Origin of the sequence: Paraburkholderia sp. SIMBA_030 (assembly GCF_046535245.1) — a bacterium.
Lineage (GTDB): Bacteria > Pseudomonadota > Gammaproteobacteria > Burkholderiales > Burkholderiaceae > Paraburkholderia.
The window spans coordinates 1-20,033 of record NZ_JAWRXB010000031.1 but is presented as its reverse complement, the minus strand read 5'-3'; the positions used below and the strand labels follow the sequence as shown (position 1 = coordinate 20,033).

Genomic DNA, 20,033 nt, shown 5'->3' with positions numbered 1-20,033 from the left:
GTTTGCGGTTCCTTGATTAACCGATCTGCACTTCTTCGCGCAGGTCGTGCCAGATGTCGCGCGAGATTTCGATAAAACGCGGGTCGTAGCGAACCTCGGACGTGACGCGTGGACGCGGCAGATCGATTTCGTACACTTTTTTCAGCGTCGCCGGGCGTGCGGTCAGCACGAACACGCGGTCGGCAAGCGCAATCGCTTCTTCGAGATCGTGCGTGACGAACACCACCGAGCCGGCGCCGCCCCACAGTTGCAGCAGTTCGTCCTGCATCAGCGTGCGGGTCTGCATGTCGAGCGCCGAGAACGGCTCGTCCATCAGCAGGATTTCCGGCTTGTTGATGAAGGTCTGTGCGAGCGCCACGCGCTTGCGCATGCCGCCCGACAGCTGATGCGGATAGTGCTTGCCGAACTTGTCGAGACCGACGCGGCGCAGCCATTCGTTCGCTTCGTCGTAGGCGGCGGATTTCGTGCGGCCGCGATACAGCGGGCCGGCCGCGACATTGTCGATCACCGAGCGCCACGGGAACACGGCGTCGGCCTGGAACACGAAACCGATGCGGGGATCGATGCCGTCCACCGGCGCGCCCATCACGCGCACTTCACCGGTGGTCGGCTTCAGCAGGCCGGTGATCATGCTGAGCGTAGTCGACTTGCCGCAACCCGTCGGGCCGACAACGGCGACGAATTCGCCACGCGCCACCGACATGCTGAAGTCGCGCAACGCGATCGTCGCTTTGCCGTCCGGGGAAATGAAGCGGCACGATACGTTGCGCATCTCGATGGCTGGCGTATCGCGTGACATAGGTTGATTCATCGGCGGATGCCTCGCTGTTATCGTAAAGTTGAAAGGGCGTTACTTCGCTGCCGTCTTGACCGATGCCGACGACACGTACTCGTTCGTGTATGTCTTGGCGAGGTCGATATGCTTACCCTTGACCGAAGGATTGAATGCCGATAGCACCTTCAGCACCGTGTCCGGGCCGTCGGCGGGCATCTTGCCGTCCTTCGTGAACATCGGCAGCGACGCCTTCAGCGCGCCGACGTACAGGTCCTTGTTGTTGCCGTAGTAGTCCTTCGGCATCTTTGCGGCGATCTCGTCGGCGCTATGCGTTGCGATGAAGTTCAGTGTCTTCGCGAACGCGTGCGAGAGTTTCGCCGCGTCGTCCTTGTGCGTTTCGGCCCACGCGCGCTGCACGTAGAAGCTCGAGGCCGGATAGGTGCCGCCGAGCGCGGCGCGCGTGCCTTCGAGCGTGCGCATGTCGACCAGCACTTTCGCGTCGCCGGTCTTCAGCAACTGCGAGACGGTCGGCTCGGTCGTCATGCCGGCGTCGATACGGTTCTGCTTGATGGCCGCGATAAAGCTGTTGTCCGCGCCGACCGGCAGCAGCGTGTATTGCGTCGACGGCACGCCGGCGCGCTGCGCGAGGTATTGCGTGAGGAAGCTGGTGGAGGAGCCGAGACCGGTCACGCCGAGCGTCTTGCCCTTCACGTCGGCCATGCTCTTGAGCGTTTCGGAGGCCTTGGTCGAGACCATTTCGACCTCGCCCGGCACCTGGCCGAAAATCACCAGCGCCTGGACTTCCTTGCCCTTGCTTTGCAGATCGATGGTGTGATCGTAGAAGCCCACCACGCCTTGCACCGCACCCGCGAGCAGTTCGTTTTCCGCATCGACGCCCGCCGGTTGCGAGAGGATTTCGACGTCGAGGCCTTCATCCTTGAAGTAGCCGAGCTGTTCCGTGAGCTTGGCCGGCAGGTAGATGATCTTGGTGGCGCCGCCGACCATGATCGTGAGTTTTTCGGCATGAGCGGCGGCCGAAGCGGCGGCAAGGGTGAACGCAACACCCGACACAACGGCGATCTGGCGCAAGGTACGCATGAAGCAGTCTCCTGAGGTTTGTTCGCCGCGATGTGCTGATGCGGCGCTTTCTGGATGAATGTCGGGGATTATAGAAACCGGAAACCTTCTGCCAGCTTTCTGCACTGCCGGCAAATCATGGGTGTTAACCCGGAACTGAGCCACAACCCCGCGACCGGCCTGCCGCAACGCCGTCGAAAACGCCCCGGCGTGTGCCACAAATCACGCAGGACGCGCGCAAAGCCCTTGTTTTACGGCACAATCGACGGCCTGACTTTCGCCGTTCCCGCCATGAAGCTGCTGCTGATCGAAGACAACCCCACGCTTGCGCACTGGCTCGCGAAGATGCTGGAGCAGGAGGCGTTCGCGCTCGACGCCGTGCAGGACGGCGACGCGGCCGACCAGCTGCTGCGCACCAATCACTACGACGTGATCCTGCTGGACCTGAATCTGCCGAAGCTGTCGGGCAAGAACGTGCTGCGCCGGCTGCGCCAACGCGGCGACGCCACGCCGGTGCTGATCCTGACCGCGAGCGGCTCGATCGACGAGAAGGTGGAACTGCTCGGCGCCGGCGCGGACGACTACCTAGTCAAGCCGTTCGAAGTGCGCGAACTGATTGCTCGGATCAAGGTGGCGATCCGGCGGCAGACGCCTTCGAAGGCGAGCGAGGTGGTGTGCGGCGATCTCGCGTTCGATATCGACACGCGCCAGTTCACGCTGAAAGGCGCGCCGCTGAACGTCACGCCGCGCGAGCGCACGGTGCTCGAAACGCTGATCCTGCGCCTGGGGAAGACGGTGACGAAGCCGGCGCTGGTGGACGCGATCTTCACGCTCGCGGATGAGCCGAGCGAGGACGCGGTCGAAATCTATATCTCGCGGCTGCGCAAGAAGCTCGACGGCAGCTCGGCGGCGATCGTCACGCTGCGCGGGCTCGGCTATCTGCTGCGCAAGAAAGAAGATGACCAATAGCCTGCGCATGCGTCTGCTGTGGTGGCTGCTGGTGCCGCTCGCGTTGTACGTGTTTGTGACCGGCAAGGCCGAGTACGACAACGCGCGGCGTACCGCGGATCTGGTGCAGGACAATCAGTTGATCTCGTCGGCGCGGATGATCGCCGGCGAAGTGGAATGGGTGGACGGTTTCCTGCGTGTCGATGTGCCGCCCGCCGCGCTCGAAGTGTTCGTGTCGCCGTACCGCGATCAGGTGTTCTACAGCGTGAGCGTCGACGACGGCCGGTTGCTGGCGGGCTCGCCGGATTTTCCGCCGCGCGCGGCGCAGGCGCCCGACACGCCCGATCACTACGACGCCGACCTGCGCGGCCAGCCGGTGCGCGCGGTCGGCCTGGTGCGGCAAATGTACGACAACGGCGTGACGCGGCGCGTACTCGTGACGGTCGGCAAGACCGTGCGCTCGCGCGACGCGATGGCGCAGCAGCTCTGGCAGCCGCAACTGGTGCGGCAGATCGAGATGATCGTGCTGGCCGTGGTGCTGGTTTGCATCGGCCTGACGTTCGAATTGCGGCCGTTGATGAAAGTGAAGGAGGAGGTGGCCGACCGCGACCCGATGCAGCTCGAGCCGATTCGCGTCGAGCGCCTGCATACGGAGTTGCGGCCGATCGTCGAGGCGATCAATCAATGCATTGCGCGGCTCGGCGTACAGGTGGCCGCGCAACGGCGCTTTATCGCCGACGCTGCCCATCAGTTGCGCACGCCGCTCACGCTGCTGGGCACGCAGTTGCAGTTCGCGCGCCAGCAGGATGGCTTGACGCCCGCACTCGGCGAAGTGCTCGCGGCCATGCATCGCAGCAGCGGCTCGATGGTCGGGCTGACCAACAAACTGCTGCTGCTCGCACAGGCCGAGGCGGCCGACAACACCCAGTTAGCGGTGGAAACGGTGGATCTGGTGCCGCTGGCGATGGAGGTGGTGGAAGATCTGGCATTGCTCGCACAGGCTCGCGACATCGATCTGGGCGCCGAGTTGAACGGGCCCGCGCCGGTGGCGGGGCATCGCGGGCTGCTGCAGGCGCTGATCTCCAATCTGGCGGAGAACGCGATCCGTTACGCCGGCAAGGGCGGCCACGTCACGGTCGCGGTCGGCGCCGACGCGGAAACGGTCACGCTGACCGTGCTCGACGACGGGCCGGGCATTCCGCCGGAGTCGCGCAGCCGCGTGTTTGAGCCGTTCTTCCGGGCGTCGGCGGATACGGAAGGGACCGGGCTCGGGCTCGCGATCGTGCGCGAGATCGCGGACGCGCACCACGGCGAAATCACGCTCAAGCCCGGCGATGGCGGCAAAGGCGTGCACGTAACGGTGTCATTCCCGCGAGCGGCGGCAGGCGGTCTCCAGAGGGGCACCGACATATGAAAGAGAGGTCTACGAATCGTGTTCTCAGGTAGTTTGCGTGGGCGTTTGCTGTGGTGGCTATTGTTGCCGCTGGCGGCGTTCGTTTCCATTTCCGGCATGATTTCGTTCCGCAACGCGCAGACCACGGCCGACCTGGTTCAGGACAATGCGTTGCTGTCGTCGATGCGGATCATCGGCGAGGACGTCGACTGGGACAACGGCCGCGTCGTGATCCAGATTCCGCCGGCCGCACTCGAACTGTTCGAGTCGCCCGAGCAGGACAGCGTGTTCTATCGCGTCGAGGCGAGCGGACATCGTCTGCTGGCGGGCACCCCCGAGCTGCCGTTGCCGCCGGACTCAGGCGACGGCCCCACGGTCTATTCCACCCATCTCCAGGACGGCCGCGCCGTGCGCGCCGCTACTTACGTGCGGCAACTGTACGACTCAGGGCGTACCGAGGAAGTCGTCGTGGCGGTCGCCAAGACGGAAGGCTCGCGCGATGCGATGGTGTGGCGTTTGCTGCGTCCGCAACTGTCCGGCGAAGTGCTCACGCTGGTGCTGGCGATGCTTTTCGTCTATCTCGGGCTGACCTTCGAACTGCGACCGCTGATGAAGGTGAAAGACGACGTCGCCGATCGCAATCCTTCGCAGCTCGAACCGATTCGCGTGGCGCGGCTTCATGTGGAACTGCGGCCGATCGTCGAGGCGATCAATCAGTGCATCGCGCGCATGGGCCAGCAGGCCGCGACCCAGCGGCAATTCATCTCCGATGCGGCGCATCAGTTGCGCACGCCGCTCACGCTGCTGGATGCGCAGATCCAGTTCGCACGCCAACGCGAAAACCGCGATGCGGGGCTCGCCGAAGCGCTGACCGGCATGCACAAAAGCAGCCGCAAGATGACGACGCTGACCAACAAACTGCTGCTGCTCGCTCAGGCGGAGTCCGCCGTGCCGTCCAAAGAACATGAGCGTGTCGATCTGAGCGCGTTGATCGCGGGCGTGCTCGAAGAACTGATCGCGTTCGCACAGTCGCGCGAAATCGATCTGGGCGCGGAACTGGAAGATGGTCTGTACGTCACCGGTGACGAAGCACTGACCGCGGCGCTGGTGACCAATCTCGTCGACAACGCACTGCGCTATACGCAAGCGGGCGGCTGCGTGACGGTGCAGACGCAGCGCAGGAACGACATGGCGATTGTGCGTGTCGTCGACAACGGGCCGGGTATCAAAGCCGAGGCGAAGGCGCGCGTGTTCGAGCGCTTCTATCGCGCGTCGAACCATGCGGAAGGAACCGGCCTCGGTTTGCCGATCGTGCGCGAGATTGCCCATCGGCAGGGCGGCACGGTCACGCTCGAGCCGGGAAAAGACGGCATCGGTCTGGTCGCGACCGTCGAGATGCCATTGTGGGTAGCCGCGCTTCGAAGCGCGGCAACGAGGGGAGACATATGAAACTGCTGCTTGTCGAAGACGACGCCGACCTGGCGCGCTGGGTCATCAACCTGATGCAGGTCGAGCATTTCGCGCTGGATTGGGCGCAGGACGGCGAAAGTGCGGAGACCTTGCTCGGCCTGCAATGCTACGACGCGGTGCTGCTTGATTTGCGTCTGCCCGGCATCGGCGGCAAGGAAGTGCTCGCGCGTTTGCGCCGCAAACGCGACAACGTGCCGGTGCTGATGCTGACCGCCAACGGTTCGACCGACGACAAAGTAGCCTGCTTCTCGGCCGGCGCCGACGACTACGTCGTCAAGCCTTTCGACGCACGCGAACTGGTGGCGCGCATCAAGGCGCTGATCCGCCGTCAGGCGGCGGGTGACAAGGGCCAGTCGATCGACTGCGGCGATCTGCGCTATCTGTTCGATACACGCGAATTCCTGCTGCAAAACGAATTGTTGCCGCTGCGCCGGCGCGAACACGCGATCCTCGAAGCGCTGATTCTCAAGCAGGGCAAGACGGTCTCGAAGACCACGCTGATGGACAGCGTCTTCAATCTTGACGACGAACCGAGCGCCGATGCGATCGACATCTACATTCACCGTTTGCGCAAGCATCTCGCGAGTTCGAGCGTGAAGATCATGACCTTGCGTGGACTCGGCTACATCCTGCGCGAAGAAGCGCCTCGCGAAGGATTCGCCGAAGCGCTATAACCGCATTCCGCTATGTCGTTCCGCTAGTGACTTCACCGACGTTTGCTGCACGGCGCTACTCATTCGGTTTGTACAGCACGACCTCGCATCCGGGCGTCGCGTCGTTGAAACGGATTGACATGCCATGCATGCCCGCTACCGCGAGCGCCAGACTCAGGCCGAGCCCGCTGCCCGGCGTATGGCGGCTTGCCTCGCCGCGATAGAACCGTCGCAGCACGGCTTGCTCTTCAGCGGGGGCAATACCCGGCCCGTCGTCGGACACGCTGACGCCGGCACCCGTTCGGTCGCGGAACACCGTGAGTCGTACCTTGCCGCCGTGCGGGGCGAATTTGATGGCGTTCTCCACCAGATTGGCCAGCGCTTCGAACAGCAGGTTCGGCTCGCCCTGAATGTCCAGCGGCCCGGTGGTCGTGCGCCGCACTTCGAAGCTGATCTGTTTGTCCTCGGCGGTCGGCTCGTAGAACTCGAATACGTCATCGGCGACGGCGGCCAGATCGACATTCGTGAAGCCTTTGCGGCGCACGCCGCTTTCGATTTCCGAAATACGCAGCAGCGCATTGAAGGTGCGCAAGAGGCCCGTGGTTTCGACAATGGTTTCATCGATCGCGGCGCGATACTCCGCTTCGGTTTTGGCGCGCCGCTGCGCGCGTTCGAGCCCGCCGAGCATCCGCGTGAGCGGCGTGCGCAGATCGTGCGCAATTGCATCGCACACGCCCTTGACCTCGTGCATCAGCCGCTCGATCTCGTCGAGCATGCCGTTCACGACGCCGACGAGGCGATCCACGTCGTCCCGCTTCGAATGCACCGGTAGGCGCCTGCTGAGATTGCCGGCGACGATTTCTTCAATCGATGCGGTCACTGCATCGAGCCGCCGCATCGCCGAGATACCGATCACGCTCGCGCCGATCAAGCCGATCACAAACGTGAGTATGGCCGTGGAAAGCAGCGCGTGCAGCAGTTCTTCGTCGAAGTGGTCGAGTTCGCGGACGTTCTGGCATTGCAAGGCGATGCGGCTGTCGGACAGGCGCGCGGCGATACATCGTCCGGGCGGGTGGTCCGGCAGATTTGCGAGTCGCATCGAAAACGGCTTGTCGAAGTGGGGGATCGCCGGCTGCTCGCCTGGATAGCCGCCGGCAAGATGTTTGCCGCCGGTGTCGAACAGCGCGAACGGGCGCTGGCGGCGAGGGTCGAACTGGCCTTGATGTTGAAAGCGCGCAACCAGTTCGTTCGGGTCTTCGCGTATCAGCTGGGCGTGTTCCCGCACCAGCCAGTCGTCGATGCGTTCCTGTTCGAAGCCGGTGATCTCGCGATACAGATAGCCGAATAGCAGAATCGCGATCACGCCGAACAGCACCAGAAACAGCGTGGCAAGGCGAAAGCCGGTGGTGCGGTGCAGTTCAGTCAGGCGCATGCAGCATGTACCCCGAACCGCGCACGGTATCGATCATCGGCGCCGACCCGTCCGGGTCGAGCTTCTTTCTGAGGCGGCTGATGTGCACGTCGATTACATTAGTCCGCTCGTCGAGCCGGTAATCCCACACCGCCTCGAACAGCATGGTGCGGCTTACGACCTGGCCCTCGTGCTGCACCAGATATTCGAGCAAGCGGTATTCGCGCGGCAGCAGCGGCACCGGGCGGCCGCCGCAGGTCACTTCGCGCTTGAGCGGGTCGAGCCGCAGCGGCCCGACCTGATATTCCTGCACACCTGGCGCCGCTTCGCGCCGACGCATCAGGGCGTCGAGTCGCGCGGTCAGTTCGATGAACTCGAACGGCTTGGTCAGATAGTCGTCGCCGCCGGCACGCAGACCGCGCACGCGTTCGTCGACCGCGGACAGCGCGCTGAGAATCAGCACCGGCGTGAGCACACCGGCGCTGCGCAACGCCGCCAGCATGCCGAGCCCTTCGAGGCCGCCCGGCAGCATGCGATCGAGCACGATCGCATCATAGGTGTTGGCGACCGCGAGCATCAAGCCGTCGCGGCCCGTGCGCGCGGCTTGCACCGTGCAGCCGTGATCGGTGAGGGCCTCGACGATTTCCCCGAGGGTCTGCTCGTCGTCCTCGACGACCAATACATTCGACATGCCTCTATCCAGGTCAATGAGCCGGCTCAATCGGCTGGCCAAATAAGCGCGCGCCGGGCCGTTGCTACACTACGCCCGTACGTGCGATCTCCGCAGTATGCCGCGCGAAGCCGCACAGGCGTTTCGCGCCAACATGAAAAAATTTTAATGTAAGCCCATTTACGCATGCGAATCCTTCTGATCGAGGACGATACGCGCGCCAGTCAGTTCCTGGCACGCGGTTTGAGCGAGAGCGGTCTCATTGTCGACACGGTGACCGACGGTGCGACTGGGCTCGCCTATGCGCGCGAGGGCATCTACGACGTGATTGTGAGCGATCGGCTCTTGCCCGCGCTCGACGGTATGGCGCTCGTGCAGCAACTGCGCGCCGGCGGCGACACGACGCCAGTGCTAATGCTGTCGGCGGTCGGCGGGTTGAACGAACGAGTTGAGGGGATTCGCGCGGGTTGCGACGATTACCTTGTGAAGCCGTATGCGTTTGTCGAAGTGCTGGCGAGAATCGAAGCGCTTGCGCGGCGCGCGGATCGCAGCAGGATGAGCGAGCGGCTCGAGTGCGCGGATCTGATACTCGACACGCGTGCGCGGAGCGCGAGCCGCGCCGGCCGCGATCTGCGGCTGCAGCATCGCGAGTTTCTGTTGCTCGAGTGCCTGGCGCGACGCGAGGGACAGGTCGTGACGCGCAGCATGTTGCTCGAGGCGGCGTGGAATTACGATTTCGAACCGCGCGGCAATATCATCGACATGCATATGCATCGTCTGCGGACGAAGGTCGATCGCGACTTTCCGGTGGCGCTGATTCACACGGTGGTGGGCGCGGGCTATGTGCTCAATCCCGCGCCTTGAACGTTGTCGATAGCTGCGCACAGGCCCCGCTAAACGACCATGTTGCGGGCATGTTGCGCCGCATTAAATTTTTTTAATCATTGGGCGAAAGCGCCGACAGGACCTGCTGGCTAATCTGGCGAGATTCTTTGTTGCCAGAGGCGTTTCCATGTCAGGGCTGCCACGTTCGGCGCCGTTTTTTTCCGCCGTCAGTCCTCGTGCGCGGCATGCCGGCGCCGTGCGCGCTGCGTTGTGCACGCTGGCTGTCGCATTTCTGGCCGGCTGCTCGCTCGTGCCCGCCTATCAACGGCCCAATGCGCCGCTGGCGCAAACCTTCGACGGCGCGGCGGGCGCGTCGCTGGCCGATACGGTGCCGGTCAGAAGCGGCTGGTGGCGCGAGTATCACGACCCCGCGCTCGACGCGCTGGTCGAGCGCAGCCTGCACAATAACTTCACGCTGGCGTCGGCCATCGCGAGCGTCGAACAGGCGCGCGGCAATGCCGAGAAAGCCGGCGCGCCACAGTATCCATCGCTCTCGCTCGGCGGTACGTTCGATCGCAGTCACCAGGGCCGCGGCTCGACCACCAAGAGCCAGAGCCTGTTCGCCGAAGCCAGCTACGAGATCGATTTCTGGGGCTTCAATGCCGCCAATGCCAATGCAGCAGAGCTGCTTGCGCGCGCCTCCGAATTCGATCGCGATACGGTTGCGTTGACGCTGACGGCCTCGGTTGCGGACACGTATTTTCAGGTGCAGAGCCTGCGCCGCCGTCTCGCGATCGCGCGGACGATCTCCGGCGACGCGTCGCGCATTCTTCAATTGCTGCTCGCGCAACAGGCGGCGGGCGTCGCGACCGAGTTGCAGGTGCAGCAGCAGCGCAATGCGCTCGCCACCTTCCAGGCCGCCGTGCCGGCGCTGCAACAGCAACTCGACATCAGCGTGCATGCGCTCGCCGTGCTGGTGGGCACGGCGCCCGAACAATTCACGGTCAGCGAAGCCCCGCTCGCCGACATCGTCATTCCGCAGCCACGCGCGAATCTGCCCGCGAGCCTGCTCGAAACACGTCCCGACATCCGCTCGAAGGAAGCACAGTTGCAATCGGCGAATCAGAGCGTCGGCGCGGCGCGCGCGGCTTTTCTGCCGAACCTCGTGCTGACCGCCGACGGCGGCCTCAGCAGCAAATCGCTGTCGCATTTCCTGTCGAGCCCGTTCGCCGGCATCGCCGCTTCGCTGGCGGCGCCGATCTTCGACGGCGGCGCGCTGCGCGGCCAGTTGCATGCAAGCCGGGCGGCCGAGGCGAAGGGCGTTGCGGACTACCAGCAGGCCGTGGTGAGCGCGTTGCAGGACGTCGAGGATTCGCTTTCGGCGGCACAGCAGCAGCAACTCGCGGAAGCGGCCGACCAGAACGCCGCCGACGCCGCCCGCAAAGCCGCCACGCTCGCCCAGGCCCAATACACGCTCGGCACCGTCGATTTTCTGACCGTCCTCGACGCCCAACGCACGCTGTACCAGTCCGAAGACACGCTGGTGCAGGCACGGCTCGCGCGCCTCCAGGCGTCGGTCAGTCTGTTTCGCGCGTTCGGTGGCGGCTTCGGCATCACCGCCGATAGCGGCAGCAGTCCCGCTTCCTCTTCTACGCCTTCCCGCTCATGAAACCTGCAGACCTTCCGAACCACGAGGCGCCGCGCGCGCGTAGAAGCCGCGCGCCGATGATCGCGGCGTTGGCCGTTCTCGTCGTGATTCTCGTGGCGTGGTTCTGGCCGAGGCATCCGGCCGTCAAGCCGGCGCCGGCCGTGCCGGTGAACGCCGGCCATCCGGCGAGCCGCGACTTTCCGATCCGCGTCGCGGCGGTGGGCACGGTGCTGGCGCTCAATACCGTGGACGTCAAAGTGCGCGTCGATGGCCAGCTGCAGCGCGTGGCGTTTACCGAAGGGCAGGACGTGAAGGCCGGGCAACTGCTCGCGCAACTCGATCAGGGACCGTTGACCGCCCAGCTGCATCAAGCGGAAGCGGCGCAGCGCAAGGACCAGGCATCGCTCGATAATGCGCGGCTCGATCTCGCGCGTTATTCGAAGCTGGTCGGCATCGGCGCGGCGACCACCCAGGCGGTCGATACGGCGAAGTCGCAGGTGGCAGCACTCGCCGCGACGGTCGCCGCGGATGCCGCGCTGGTGCAGAGCGAGCGCCTGCAACTTAGCTTCACGACGCTCGTTGCGCCGTTCACCGGCCGCGTCGGCGCGCGCGAGGCCGACATCGGCGCAATCGTGCATCCGGCTGACACGACCGGCATCGTCACCGTCACGCAGATGGAGCCGATTACCGTGCTGTTCTCCGTGCCTCAGGACGTGCTGCCTGAGCTGCTCGCCAATCAGGCGAAAGCGCCGCTGATGGTGAACGTCACCACGCGCTCCGGCAGTACGGCACTTGCCGACGGCACGCTCGTGTTCGTCGACAGCACGGTGGATGCGACAACCGGCCAGATCAAACTCAAGGCGTCGTTCACCAACAAGGACCGCAAGCTTTGGCCCGGCGAACTGGTGAATGCGCGAGTCCTGGTGCGTACCGATCGTCAACGTCTGGCGGTGCCGAGCCGCGCGGTGGTGAACACGCAGAACGGCACGCAGCTGTATGTGATCGACGCGAACGGCACGGCGCGGATGCGGCCGGTGCAAACCGGTGTCACGGTCGACGGTATGACGGAGATACGCAGCGGCATTGCGCCGGCGGATCTGGTGGTGTTCGACGGACAAAGCCGGCTGAACCCGGGTGTGCACGTGGCGGCGACCATGGTGGCGCCGGTTGCCGAAGCACCGGCCAATGCGAACTCGGCGGGTAGCCAGGCTAATCAGGACAACCCGTCATGAGTCTCCTGGAATTGTTCATCAAGCGGCGCATTGCGACCAGTTTTCTGGCGATCGCGGTGCTGCTGACCGGCGCGGTGGCGTATTTTCTGCTGCCGGTCGCACCGCTGCCACAAGTGGATTTTCCGACCATTCAGGTCGTCGCGAAGTTGCCCGGCGCGAGCGCCGAGACCATGGCGACTTCGGTGGCGACGCCGCTGGAGCGGCAACTCTCGCTGATCGCAGGCGTCACGCAGATGACGTCGTCCAGCTCGCTCGGTAACACCAGCATCGCCATCCAGTTCGACCTGTCGCGCGACATTAACGGCGCGGCGCAGGATGTGCAGACCGCCATTAACGCAGCGGGCGGCAATCTGCCGAAGAATCTGCCGAACCCACCGACCTACGAGAAGGTCAACCCAGCCGACTTCACGCTGCTGTCACTGGCGCTGACGTCGCCATCGCTGACGCTCACGCAGCTCGACAGCTATGCCGAAGACTATCTCGCGCAACAGATCTCGCAGATGCCCGGCGTCGGCCTGGTCGATTTCCACGGCCAGCAGCGGCCCGCGGTGCGCATCCAGCTCGATCCGGACAAGCTCACCGCACGCGGCCTGACGCTGGAAGACGTGCGCTCGATCGTCGGCGTGCAGACGGTGAATGCGCCGAAGGGCAGCCTGAACGGCCCCGACCGCTCGGTGATTTTCAACGCGACCGACCAGATCACCACCGCGTCGCAATATCGCGATCTGGTGGTCGCATACAAAAACGGCGCGCCGATTCGCGTGTCCGATCTCGGCACCGTCCTGAACGCCGCCGAAGACAACCAGCAGGCCGCGTGGCTCCAGCACGAACGCGCGATCATTCTCGACATTCACAAGCAGCCGGGCCACAACGTCGTGCAGACGATCGCCAACATCAAGGCGAAGCTGCCCGCGCTCGAAGCGATCCTGCCCGCCGCCGCGCATCTGCATGTGGTGGGCGATCGCACGCAGACCATCAATGCGTCGGTGCACGATGTCCAGTTCACGCTGATGCTGACGATCGCGCTGGTCGTGATGGTCATTTTCTCGTTCCTGCGCAACGTGTGGGCGACGGTGATTCCGAGCCTGACGATTCCTCTGTCGCTCGTCGCCACGTTCGGCGTGATGTATCTGCTGGGCTATAGCCTCGACAATCTGTCGCTGATGGGCTTGACGATCGCGGTGGGTTTCGTGGTGGACGATGCGATCGTCGTGATCGAAAACGTGATGCGTCACATCGAAGAGGGTGTGCCGCGTATGAAGGCCGCGCTGCTCGGCGCGATGGAAGTGCGCTTCACCATCATCTCGATGACGATCTCGCTGATCGCCGTGTTCATTCCGATCCTGCTGATGGGCGGCATCGTCGGACGGTTGTTTCGCGAATTCGCGGTGACGGTGAGCGCGGCGATCGTGATGTCGGCACTCGTTTCGCTGACCGTCACGCCGATGCTGTGCGGCTGGTTGATCCGTTTGCCGGAGCCGAATGACGGCGGCCGGATGCGCAAGCTCGAGGCGTGGCTCGAGCGTGGCTTTGTCGCAGTGGAACGGCGTTACGAGCGCGGTCTCGACTGGGTGTTGGATCGCCCGAAAATGATGCTTGGTGTGACGATAGCGACGATCGTGGCGACCGGCGCGCTGTTTGTCGCCATTCCGAAGGGATTCTTTCCGCAGGAAGACTCCGGCTTGATCATGGGCGTCGCGCAAGCCGCGCCGGATGTTTCGCCTCGCGCGATGTCGCAGAAGATGCAGCAGCTCGGCCATATCATCGAAGCCGATCCCGCCGTCGATAACGTCTACTACTGGATGGGGCCGAATCCGACCGTGAGCCAGGGGCGCGTGATGATCAACCTGAAGGCGTTCGGTCAGCGCAAGGACAGTGCCGCGCAGGTGCTCAATCGTTTGAAGCCGCAACTGGCGAAGGTGATGGGCATTTCACTGTCGATGCAGGTGCGCCAGGACATTCAGGTGGGTGGCCGTATCAGCGCCGCGCAGTATCAGTACACGCTGCAGGACCCGGATATCAACGAACTCAATCATTGGGCGGGCGTGCTGACCGACAAGCTGTCGAAGCTTGCGCAACTCGCCGATGTCACGTCCGACCAGCAGGCCGCTGCCACCAGCGCGACGCTCGTGATCGACCGCAGCACGGCGTCGCGCTTCGGTATCACCGCGCAAGCCATCGACGACACGCTATACGACGCGTTCGGCCAGCGGCAGATTGCGACGCTGTTCACGCAGCTGAATCAGTACCATGTCGTCGAAGAAGTGGACCCGAGCTTCCAGTTGACCACCGACGCGCTCGCGCACCTCTACGTGCGCTCGCCGCTCACCAACGAACTGGTGCCGCTCGACACGCTCGCAAAAGTCGAAAACAACGTGTCGCCGATTTCGGTGAATCACCAGGGGCTGTTCCCGGCCGTGACGATCTCGTTCAATCTCGCGGCGGGTCAGTCGCTCGGTAACGCGGTGACGGCGATTCATCGGGCCGAAGTCGCGGCTGGCAAGCCCGATAGTTTGACCGGTTCGTTTCAGGGCACCGCGCAGGCGTTCCAGGCGTCGCTTGCGAGCGAACCGTATTTGATCGCCGCGGCGCTCGTGGTGGTCTATCTGATACTCGGCATCCTGTACGAGAGCGCGATTCATCCGCTCACCATCATTTCGACGCTGCCCTCGGCGGGCGTGGGCGCACTGCTTGCGCTGATGCTGTGCGGCCAGGATCTCTCGATCATGGGGATGATCGGCATCATCCTGCTGATCGGCATTGTGAAGAAGAACGCGATCATGATGATCGACTTCGCCCTGGTGGCCGAGCGCGAGCATGGCCTGTCGCCGCGCGAAGCGATCCGCGAGGCCTGTGTGCTGCGCTTCCGGCCGATCATGATGACCACGCTCGCGGCGCTGTTCGGCGCGCTGCCGCTCGCGCTTGGGTCTGGCGCGGGTGCCGAATTGCGCGTACCGCTCGGCATTGCGATTGTCGGCGGCCTGATCGTCTCGCAGATGCTGACGCTTTTCACGACGCCGGTGGTGCACCTGTGGTTCGATCGTTTGTCGCACTGGCTGGCGAAGCAGCGCGAGAGGGGCACTATGGTCGAACGGGAATCCGTTGGTTGAGCGCTGACGCGAATCGCGTGCTTGAGAAGTATATTTTTTGTATTTTGCGTGGCGCTTAAGCGTCTCTTAAGGCTCGGTCCAAGCTTGTCCTGGTGAGGTGTTGGACGACAGCCATTCGCGGTTCTTTTAGGTCTTTCGTAAGCCTTTCATAAGGTTTCCCGTCGCATATTGGCGCCTGGACGAAACGCGAGCGGACTTGCTCGCAACGTCGATCTATTTGCCTATCAACGGGAGAACCAGCGTGGCTGAGAGTTCGAACTATCGCGTTGCCGACATGAGCAACAAAGTGCCTGAAGTGACACTCGTCTTCTGGGCGATCAAGATCATGGCGACCACGGTCGGCGAAACCGGCGCGGATTATCTGGCTGTGCACGTCGGCCTCGGCACCACGCTGACCGGCGGGATGATGCTTGCGTTGCTGCTCGCCGCACTGGCCGTGCAGCTTCGCATGCGCAAGTACGTGCCGTGGATTTACTGGCTGACCGTGGTTCTGGTCAGCGTGGTCGGCACGCAGATTACCGATGCGCTGACCGACCGTCTCGGCATCAGTCTTTACACCAGCACCGTCGCATTCTCCATTGCGCTCGCCGTTGTGTTCGCCCTTTGGTATCGCCGCGAGCGGACGCTATCGATCCACACGATCGTCACGACACGCAGAGAGCTGTTCTACTGGGCCGCCATTCTGTTCACGTTCGCTTTGGGCACCGCGGCAGGCGACCTCGCGACAGAAGCGCTGGGACTCGGCTTCATGATCGGTGTGGCGGCGTTCGGCGCGTTGATCGCGTTGGTGGGTATCGCTTACTACATGGGCGGAAATCCTGTGCTGACCTTCTGGATTGCCTACATTCTGACGCGGCCGTTGGGCGCCTCGTTCGGTGACCTGCTGTCACAGTCGCGCGCATACGGCGGTCTCGGACTGGGCACGATCAATACGAGCGTGTTGTTCCTGAGCGCGATCGTCGTGCTGGTTATCTTCGCCAGCGCGCTCGAACAACGGTCCATACGCACGATCACCGCGCGTGAACCTTGAGCCCGCGGCGCTAGAAAAGCCGCACACATTGCCTTCTTTTTTCACCACGTTTTCTACCGACCATCAGAGCCAACCGAAGAGAACAATCATGAGTCAACGTACCCTCAGCAAGACCGTCATTGCCTCGTTCATCGCGATCTCCGCCGTCAGTTTCGGGCATATCGAGCCGGGCAGGATCGGCTTTTCGTCAGCGCAGGCTGCCGAGGCCGCCAAGGCTTCGAAGCTCGGCGACCTGTCGCCGTTCCGCAAGATTGCCGCCGATACCGCGGCTCTCGTCGACACAGGCAATCTCGCGGGTGGAAAAACGCGTATCAAAGATCTGGAACTCGCATGGGACGATGCGGAGCCTTCGCTGAAACCACGCGCCGCAGCCGACTGGCACACCGTCGACAAGGCGATCGACCGCGCATTGAGCGCATTGCGCGCCAGCACGCCGAATGCGGCGGAATGCAAACAGTCGCTTGCAGATCTGCTGACGGTTATCGATCGGATGAGCGGAAAGGCCTGACGCCGTGGCGATGCTCGATGCAGGCGTCATCCGCAAGGCTGCGGATGGTGTCGTCAATCGATATGGCATGCGAAGCGATAACGAATTCGCGTGACGCGCGAAACAGCTGTTTAAAGCAGTCGGAATTGATTCGACGCGGTTCGATACGCGGCGAGCGGAATCATCGACGCCGGGCTATGCGCTTTCAGGTGGAAGGCTCCGTGGCACGGACCAGACGATCGTTTACCTGGTCGAGCACGCCGATCTTCTTCCACGCGATATATCGAAGGTAGCAGGTCTGCTGTGGCGGAAAAGTCGCGGCAAGCCTGTGCCATTTTTCCTTGTTCTGCTGGACCCACAGGATTGCGTTGAGGATGTCCCGATCACTGCGGCGTGGTCGCCCGCGCGCTGACGGTAGTGCCGGAAATAGGCTCTGGACGCGATCCCAATCGGCGTCGGTGAGGGGAATGTGTAGTATCGGCCGCCCTGAATGTCTGTATTGGAAGGTCGCAGTCTTTGAATGCTGCGTTGCTACCATGCTAGTAAATCCTTCCGGGTCGGTCAAATACTCTTGTTGTGGTGCATGACAGTAAATCCTGGGCTGTCTCCGAACGTTCTCGGTCGCCCTGGCAAGCGGCCGGACCATGTCGACAATCACTGTCGACACGGTCGGTATGAGATACGGGTGTGAAATGCGGCTCGCGAACGGGATTCGCGGCCTGCGCTTGCCGTGCATGGCGCACGACAAGCGCAATGGCCTGCCTAGCGGTCGAGGAACGACTTCAGACGATCGGCGCGGCTCGGATGCATCAGCTTACGCATCGCCTTGCTTTCGATCTGGCGAATCCGCTCGCGCGTGACGTCGAACTGTTTGCCGACTTCTTCGAGCGTATGGTCCGACTTCGTGTTGATGCCGTAGCGCATGCGCAGCACCTTCGCTTCGCGCGGCGACAGCGAGTCGAGCGCGTCGTCGATCGCGGCACGCAAGTCGGCCTGCATCGCTGCGTCGGCCGGCGAGGACGCGGCCGAATCTTCGATCATGTCGCCGAGCGTAGCGTCACCGTCGTCACCCACCGGCGTTTCCATCGAAACCGGCTGCTTGGCAATTTTCAAAATGCCGCGCACTTTCTCTTCCGACAGTTCCATGCGTTCAGCCAGCACGGAAGGATGCGCTTCCTGGCCGGTCTGTTGCAAAATCTCGCGCGAAATGCGGTTTAGCTTGTTGATCGTTTCGATCATGTGCACCGGCACGCGAATCGTGCGCGCCTGATCGGCGAGCGAACGCGTCACGGCCTGGCGAACCCACCATGTCGCATACGTCGAAAACTTCCAGCCACGCCGATATTCAAACTTGTCGACCGCCTTCATCAAACCGATGTTGCCTTCCTGGATCAAGTCGAGGAAGAGCATGCCGCGGTTCACGTACTTCTTCGCGATCGAGATCACGAGGCGCAGATTCGCCTCGATCATCTCGCTCTTGGCTTTGCGCATCTTCGATTCAGCCGCGACCATCTGACGATTGATTTCTTTCAGATGCTTGAGCGGCAGTGAAACCGTCGCTTCGATGTCGATCAGTTTTTGCTGTTCCGACTGAATGGCCGGCAGATTGCGCTCGAGTGCCGCACCGAACGACGACGACCCGCGCGCTGCGCGCTCTGTCCAGCCAAGGTCGGCTTCGTGACCCTTGAACGATTCGATGAACTGCTCGCGCGGCATGCCGCTCTTCGTCACGACGATTTGCAGAATGCGGCGCTCGATTTCGCGCACCTGCGCGACCTGGTGCTGCACGTCGCCGCACAGGCGGTCGATGGTGCGCGCCGTGAAGCGAATCTTCGCGAGGTTCTGCTGAATCTCTTCGCGGGCACGCAGATAAGCTTTCGAGGTGACGTCACCACGCGTGTGCGACGCGTTCAACTGGTCGTACAGGATACCAACCCGGGTGAAGATTTCGAGGCAATCGTTAGTCAGTTGCCTCAGACGCGCTTCGTCCGCCGCCGAGGAATCGGCCGGGGCGACGTCGTCGTCGCTATCGCTGTCTTCGTCATCGCCGGTTTCAGTGTCGACGTCGGCCACCGCGTCCGCGCTCGTATCGACTTCCGCTGCCGCCGTATCTTCATTCAGACCGTCGACCAGTTCGTCGATGCGCAGCTCGCCGTCCACGACCTGTTGGGCGCTGGCCAGAATTGCGGAGATCGCGAGCGGGCAAGCGGCGATCGCCTGCACCATTTCGTGCAGACCGTCTTCGATGCGTTTTGCAATCGCGATTTCGCCCGCGCGGGTCAGCAGCTCGGTCGCGCCCATTTCGCGCATGTACATGCGCACGGGATCGGTTGTGCGGCCGAACTCGGAGTCGACCGTCGACAACGCGACTTCGGTTTCCTCGTCTGCCTGGTCGTCCGACACCACGGCGGGCGTGTTCGAGTTCAGCAGCAGGGTTTCCGCATCGGGGGCCTGCTCGTAGACCTGCACGCCCATGTCGTTGAAGGCGCTGACGATGCTGTCGATCGCCGCGGTTTGCGCGAAGTTGTCGGGCAGGTGATCGTTGATCTGAGCGTGGGTCAGGTAGCCTTGCTCCTTGCCCAACTGGATCAGCGCGCGCATCTGCCGCTGGCGTTCTTCGGCTTGTTGCGGCGGCAACTCGGCCGCGACGGGGATCGCCTTGCCCGCGCCCTTGCCTTTGCCGGTACGGCCTGCGGGTGCCTTGGCGGCGTATCCGCCCGTTTCGTGTTGCGAATCTTCGCGATCAAAAGGGTTCACGTATTCTCCTCTAGAGGCTTCGCTATGAGACGCAAGACGCGACCGTCAGGCGTTTCGAGCATGGCTCAACATCACCTGAGTGACTCAACGCGGTTGTTTGGCTGTGCTCTGGGGAGCAAAAAAGATGAGCCCGCGCGAAGCGGGCCGATAGAAATGCGCGAAATTCGCGCGGCTCGCATTATATACGAGCTTGCGCCGTTGCGCGCATTGTGAGCACATCAATTCGTGCACGCGTCTATGGTGGACTCGTTTGCGGTCGGTACAGGTGTCGGGCAGGTGCTTGTCTAAGGGCCGCATCATCAGTACGTCACGTGCAAGGACTGGTCCTTCACTATAGATGAACTGGTTCGTCCTCACACGATACGATCGCTGCAGACCATCCTGCTATATGTAGGGGGGCGCAACTTTTAGCGTCGATTCACACTTACCCACAAGAAAATTCACAAAAGGGGGTTGACGACATGTCGGTCGTTCTCCATAATCTCGCTTCTCTGCTGCAGATGCAGCGACGCAGAACGAAGCGGTGCCGGGTTGTGAAGTTGATGCA

The 20,033-nt window shown here is 63.0% G+C and carries 16 protein-coding genes; 10 read left to right on the top strand and 6 right to left on the bottom strand.

The window, feature by feature from the left end:
- Positions 1 to 16: 16 nt before the first annotated feature.
- Both SB772_RS36200 and SB772_RS36195 read right to left on the bottom strand, forming a co-directional pair.
- Positions 17 to 811, bottom strand: coding sequence for an ABC transporter ATP-binding protein (locus SB772_RS36200; protein WP_410837922.1), 795 nt, complete (start codon positions 809 to 811; stop codon positions 17 to 19).
- A gap of 39 nt (positions 812 to 850) precedes the next feature.
- Positions 851 to 1,873 (bottom strand): ABC transporter substrate-binding protein, encoded by a 1,023-nt coding sequence (locus tag SB772_RS36195; protein WP_410837921.1) that lies wholly within the window; start codon positions 1,871 to 1,873, stop codon positions 851 to 853.
- A 270-nt stretch (positions 1,874 to 2,143) separates the two neighbouring features.
- On the opposite strand from SB772_RS36195, the gene SB772_RS36190 reads away from it, so the two are divergent.
- Genes SB772_RS36190 through SB772_RS36175 form a run of 4 tightly spaced genes read left to right on the top strand, consistent with a single transcriptional unit; the run spans position 2,144 to position 6,337 of the window.
- On the top strand, positions 2,144 to 2,821 hold the full coding sequence (locus tag SB772_RS36190; protein ID WP_410837969.1) for a response regulator: 678 nt from the start codon (positions 2,144 to 2,146) through the stop codon (positions 2,819 to 2,821).
- On the top strand, positions 2,811 to 4,214 hold the full coding sequence (locus tag SB772_RS36185; RefSeq protein WP_410837920.1) for a sensor histidine kinase: 1,404 nt from the start codon (positions 2,811 to 2,813) through the stop codon (positions 4,212 to 4,214). Before SB772_RS36190 ends, SB772_RS36185 begins: the two co-directional genes overlap by 11 nt.
- Positions 4,215 to 4,232: 18 nt before the next feature.
- The gene (locus SB772_RS36180; protein ID WP_410837919.1) at positions 4,233 to 5,642 is read left to right on the top strand and encodes a sensor histidine kinase; all 1,410 of its coding nucleotides are present in this window, start codon (positions 4,233 to 4,235) and stop codon (positions 5,640 to 5,642) included.
- Positions 5,639 to 6,337, top strand: coding sequence for a response regulator (locus tag SB772_RS36175; RefSeq protein ID WP_410837918.1), 699 nt, complete (start codon positions 5,639 to 5,641; stop codon positions 6,335 to 6,337). Before SB772_RS36180 ends, SB772_RS36175 begins: the two co-directional genes overlap by 4 nt.
- 55 nt (positions 6,338 to 6,392) lie before the next feature.
- On the opposite strand, the gene SB772_RS36170 is transcribed toward SB772_RS36175, so the two are convergent.
- Positions 6,393 to 7,748: a sensor histidine kinase gene (locus SB772_RS36170; RefSeq protein ID WP_410837917.1), complete on the bottom strand. Its 1,356-nt coding sequence runs from the start codon at positions 7,746 to 7,748 to the stop codon at positions 6,393 to 6,395.
- Entirely contained in the window at positions 7,735 to 8,418 is a 684-nt protein-coding gene (locus SB772_RS36165; protein WP_410837916.1) for a response regulator transcription factor, read from the bottom strand. Before SB772_RS36165 ends, SB772_RS36170 begins: the two co-directional genes overlap by 14 nt.
- A 165-nt stretch (positions 8,419 to 8,583) precedes the next feature.
- Between SB772_RS36165 and SB772_RS36160 the strand changes: the two genes are divergently transcribed.
- The 6 genes from SB772_RS36160 (at position 8,584) to SB772_RS36135 (ending at position 16,750) form a co-directional block, all read left to right on the top strand.
- Positions 8,584 to 9,261 (top strand): response regulator transcription factor, encoded by a 678-nt coding sequence (locus SB772_RS36160; protein WP_410837915.1) that lies wholly within the window; start codon positions 8,584 to 8,586, stop codon positions 9,259 to 9,261.
- A 148-nt stretch (positions 9,262 to 9,409) separates the two neighbouring features.
- Positions 9,410 to 10,891 (top strand): efflux transporter outer membrane subunit, encoded by a 1,482-nt coding sequence (locus tag SB772_RS36155; protein ID WP_410837914.1) that lies wholly within the window; start codon positions 9,410 to 9,412, stop codon positions 10,889 to 10,891.
- Positions 10,888 to 12,102 carry an efflux RND transporter periplasmic adaptor subunit gene (locus SB772_RS36150; RefSeq protein WP_410837913.1) on the top strand — a complete coding sequence of 405 codons (1,215 nt, stop codon included), beginning with the start codon at positions 10,888 to 10,890 and terminating at the stop codon, positions 12,100 to 12,102. The genes SB772_RS36155 and SB772_RS36150 overlap by 4 nt, the downstream gene beginning before the upstream one ends.
- Positions 12,099 to 15,212 carry an efflux RND transporter permease subunit gene (locus SB772_RS36145; protein WP_410837912.1) on the top strand — a complete coding sequence of 1,038 codons (3,114 nt, stop codon included), beginning with the start codon at positions 12,099 to 12,101 and terminating at the stop codon, positions 15,210 to 15,212. Before SB772_RS36150 ends, SB772_RS36145 begins: the two co-directional genes overlap by 4 nt.
- A gap of 274 nt (positions 15,213 to 15,486) precedes the next feature.
- Positions 15,487 to 16,242, top strand: coding sequence for a hypothetical protein (locus tag SB772_RS36140; protein ID WP_410837968.1), 756 nt, complete (start codon positions 15,487 to 15,489; stop codon positions 16,240 to 16,242).
- A gap of 88 nt (positions 16,243 to 16,330) precedes the next feature.
- Positions 16,331 to 16,750, top strand: coding sequence for a histidine kinase (locus SB772_RS36135; RefSeq protein WP_410837911.1), 420 nt, complete (start codon positions 16,331 to 16,333; stop codon positions 16,748 to 16,750).
- Positions 16,751 to 16,934: 184 nt separating this feature from the next.
- Here SB772_RS36135 and SB772_RS36130 read toward each other — a convergent pair whose 3' ends face one another.
- Together SB772_RS36130 and rpoD are read right to left on the bottom strand one after the other, a co-directional pair.
- Positions 16,935 to 17,267, bottom strand: coding sequence for a transposase (locus SB772_RS36130; RefSeq protein WP_410837910.1), 333 nt, complete (start codon positions 17,265 to 17,267; stop codon positions 16,935 to 16,937).
- A gap of 224 nt (positions 17,268 to 17,491) precedes the next feature.
- Entirely contained in the window at positions 17,492 to 19,486 is a 1,995-nt protein-coding gene (gene rpoD / locus SB772_RS36125; RefSeq protein WP_410837909.1) for an RNA polymerase sigma factor RpoD, read from the bottom strand.
- Positions 19,487 to 20,033 lie beyond the last annotated feature (547 nt).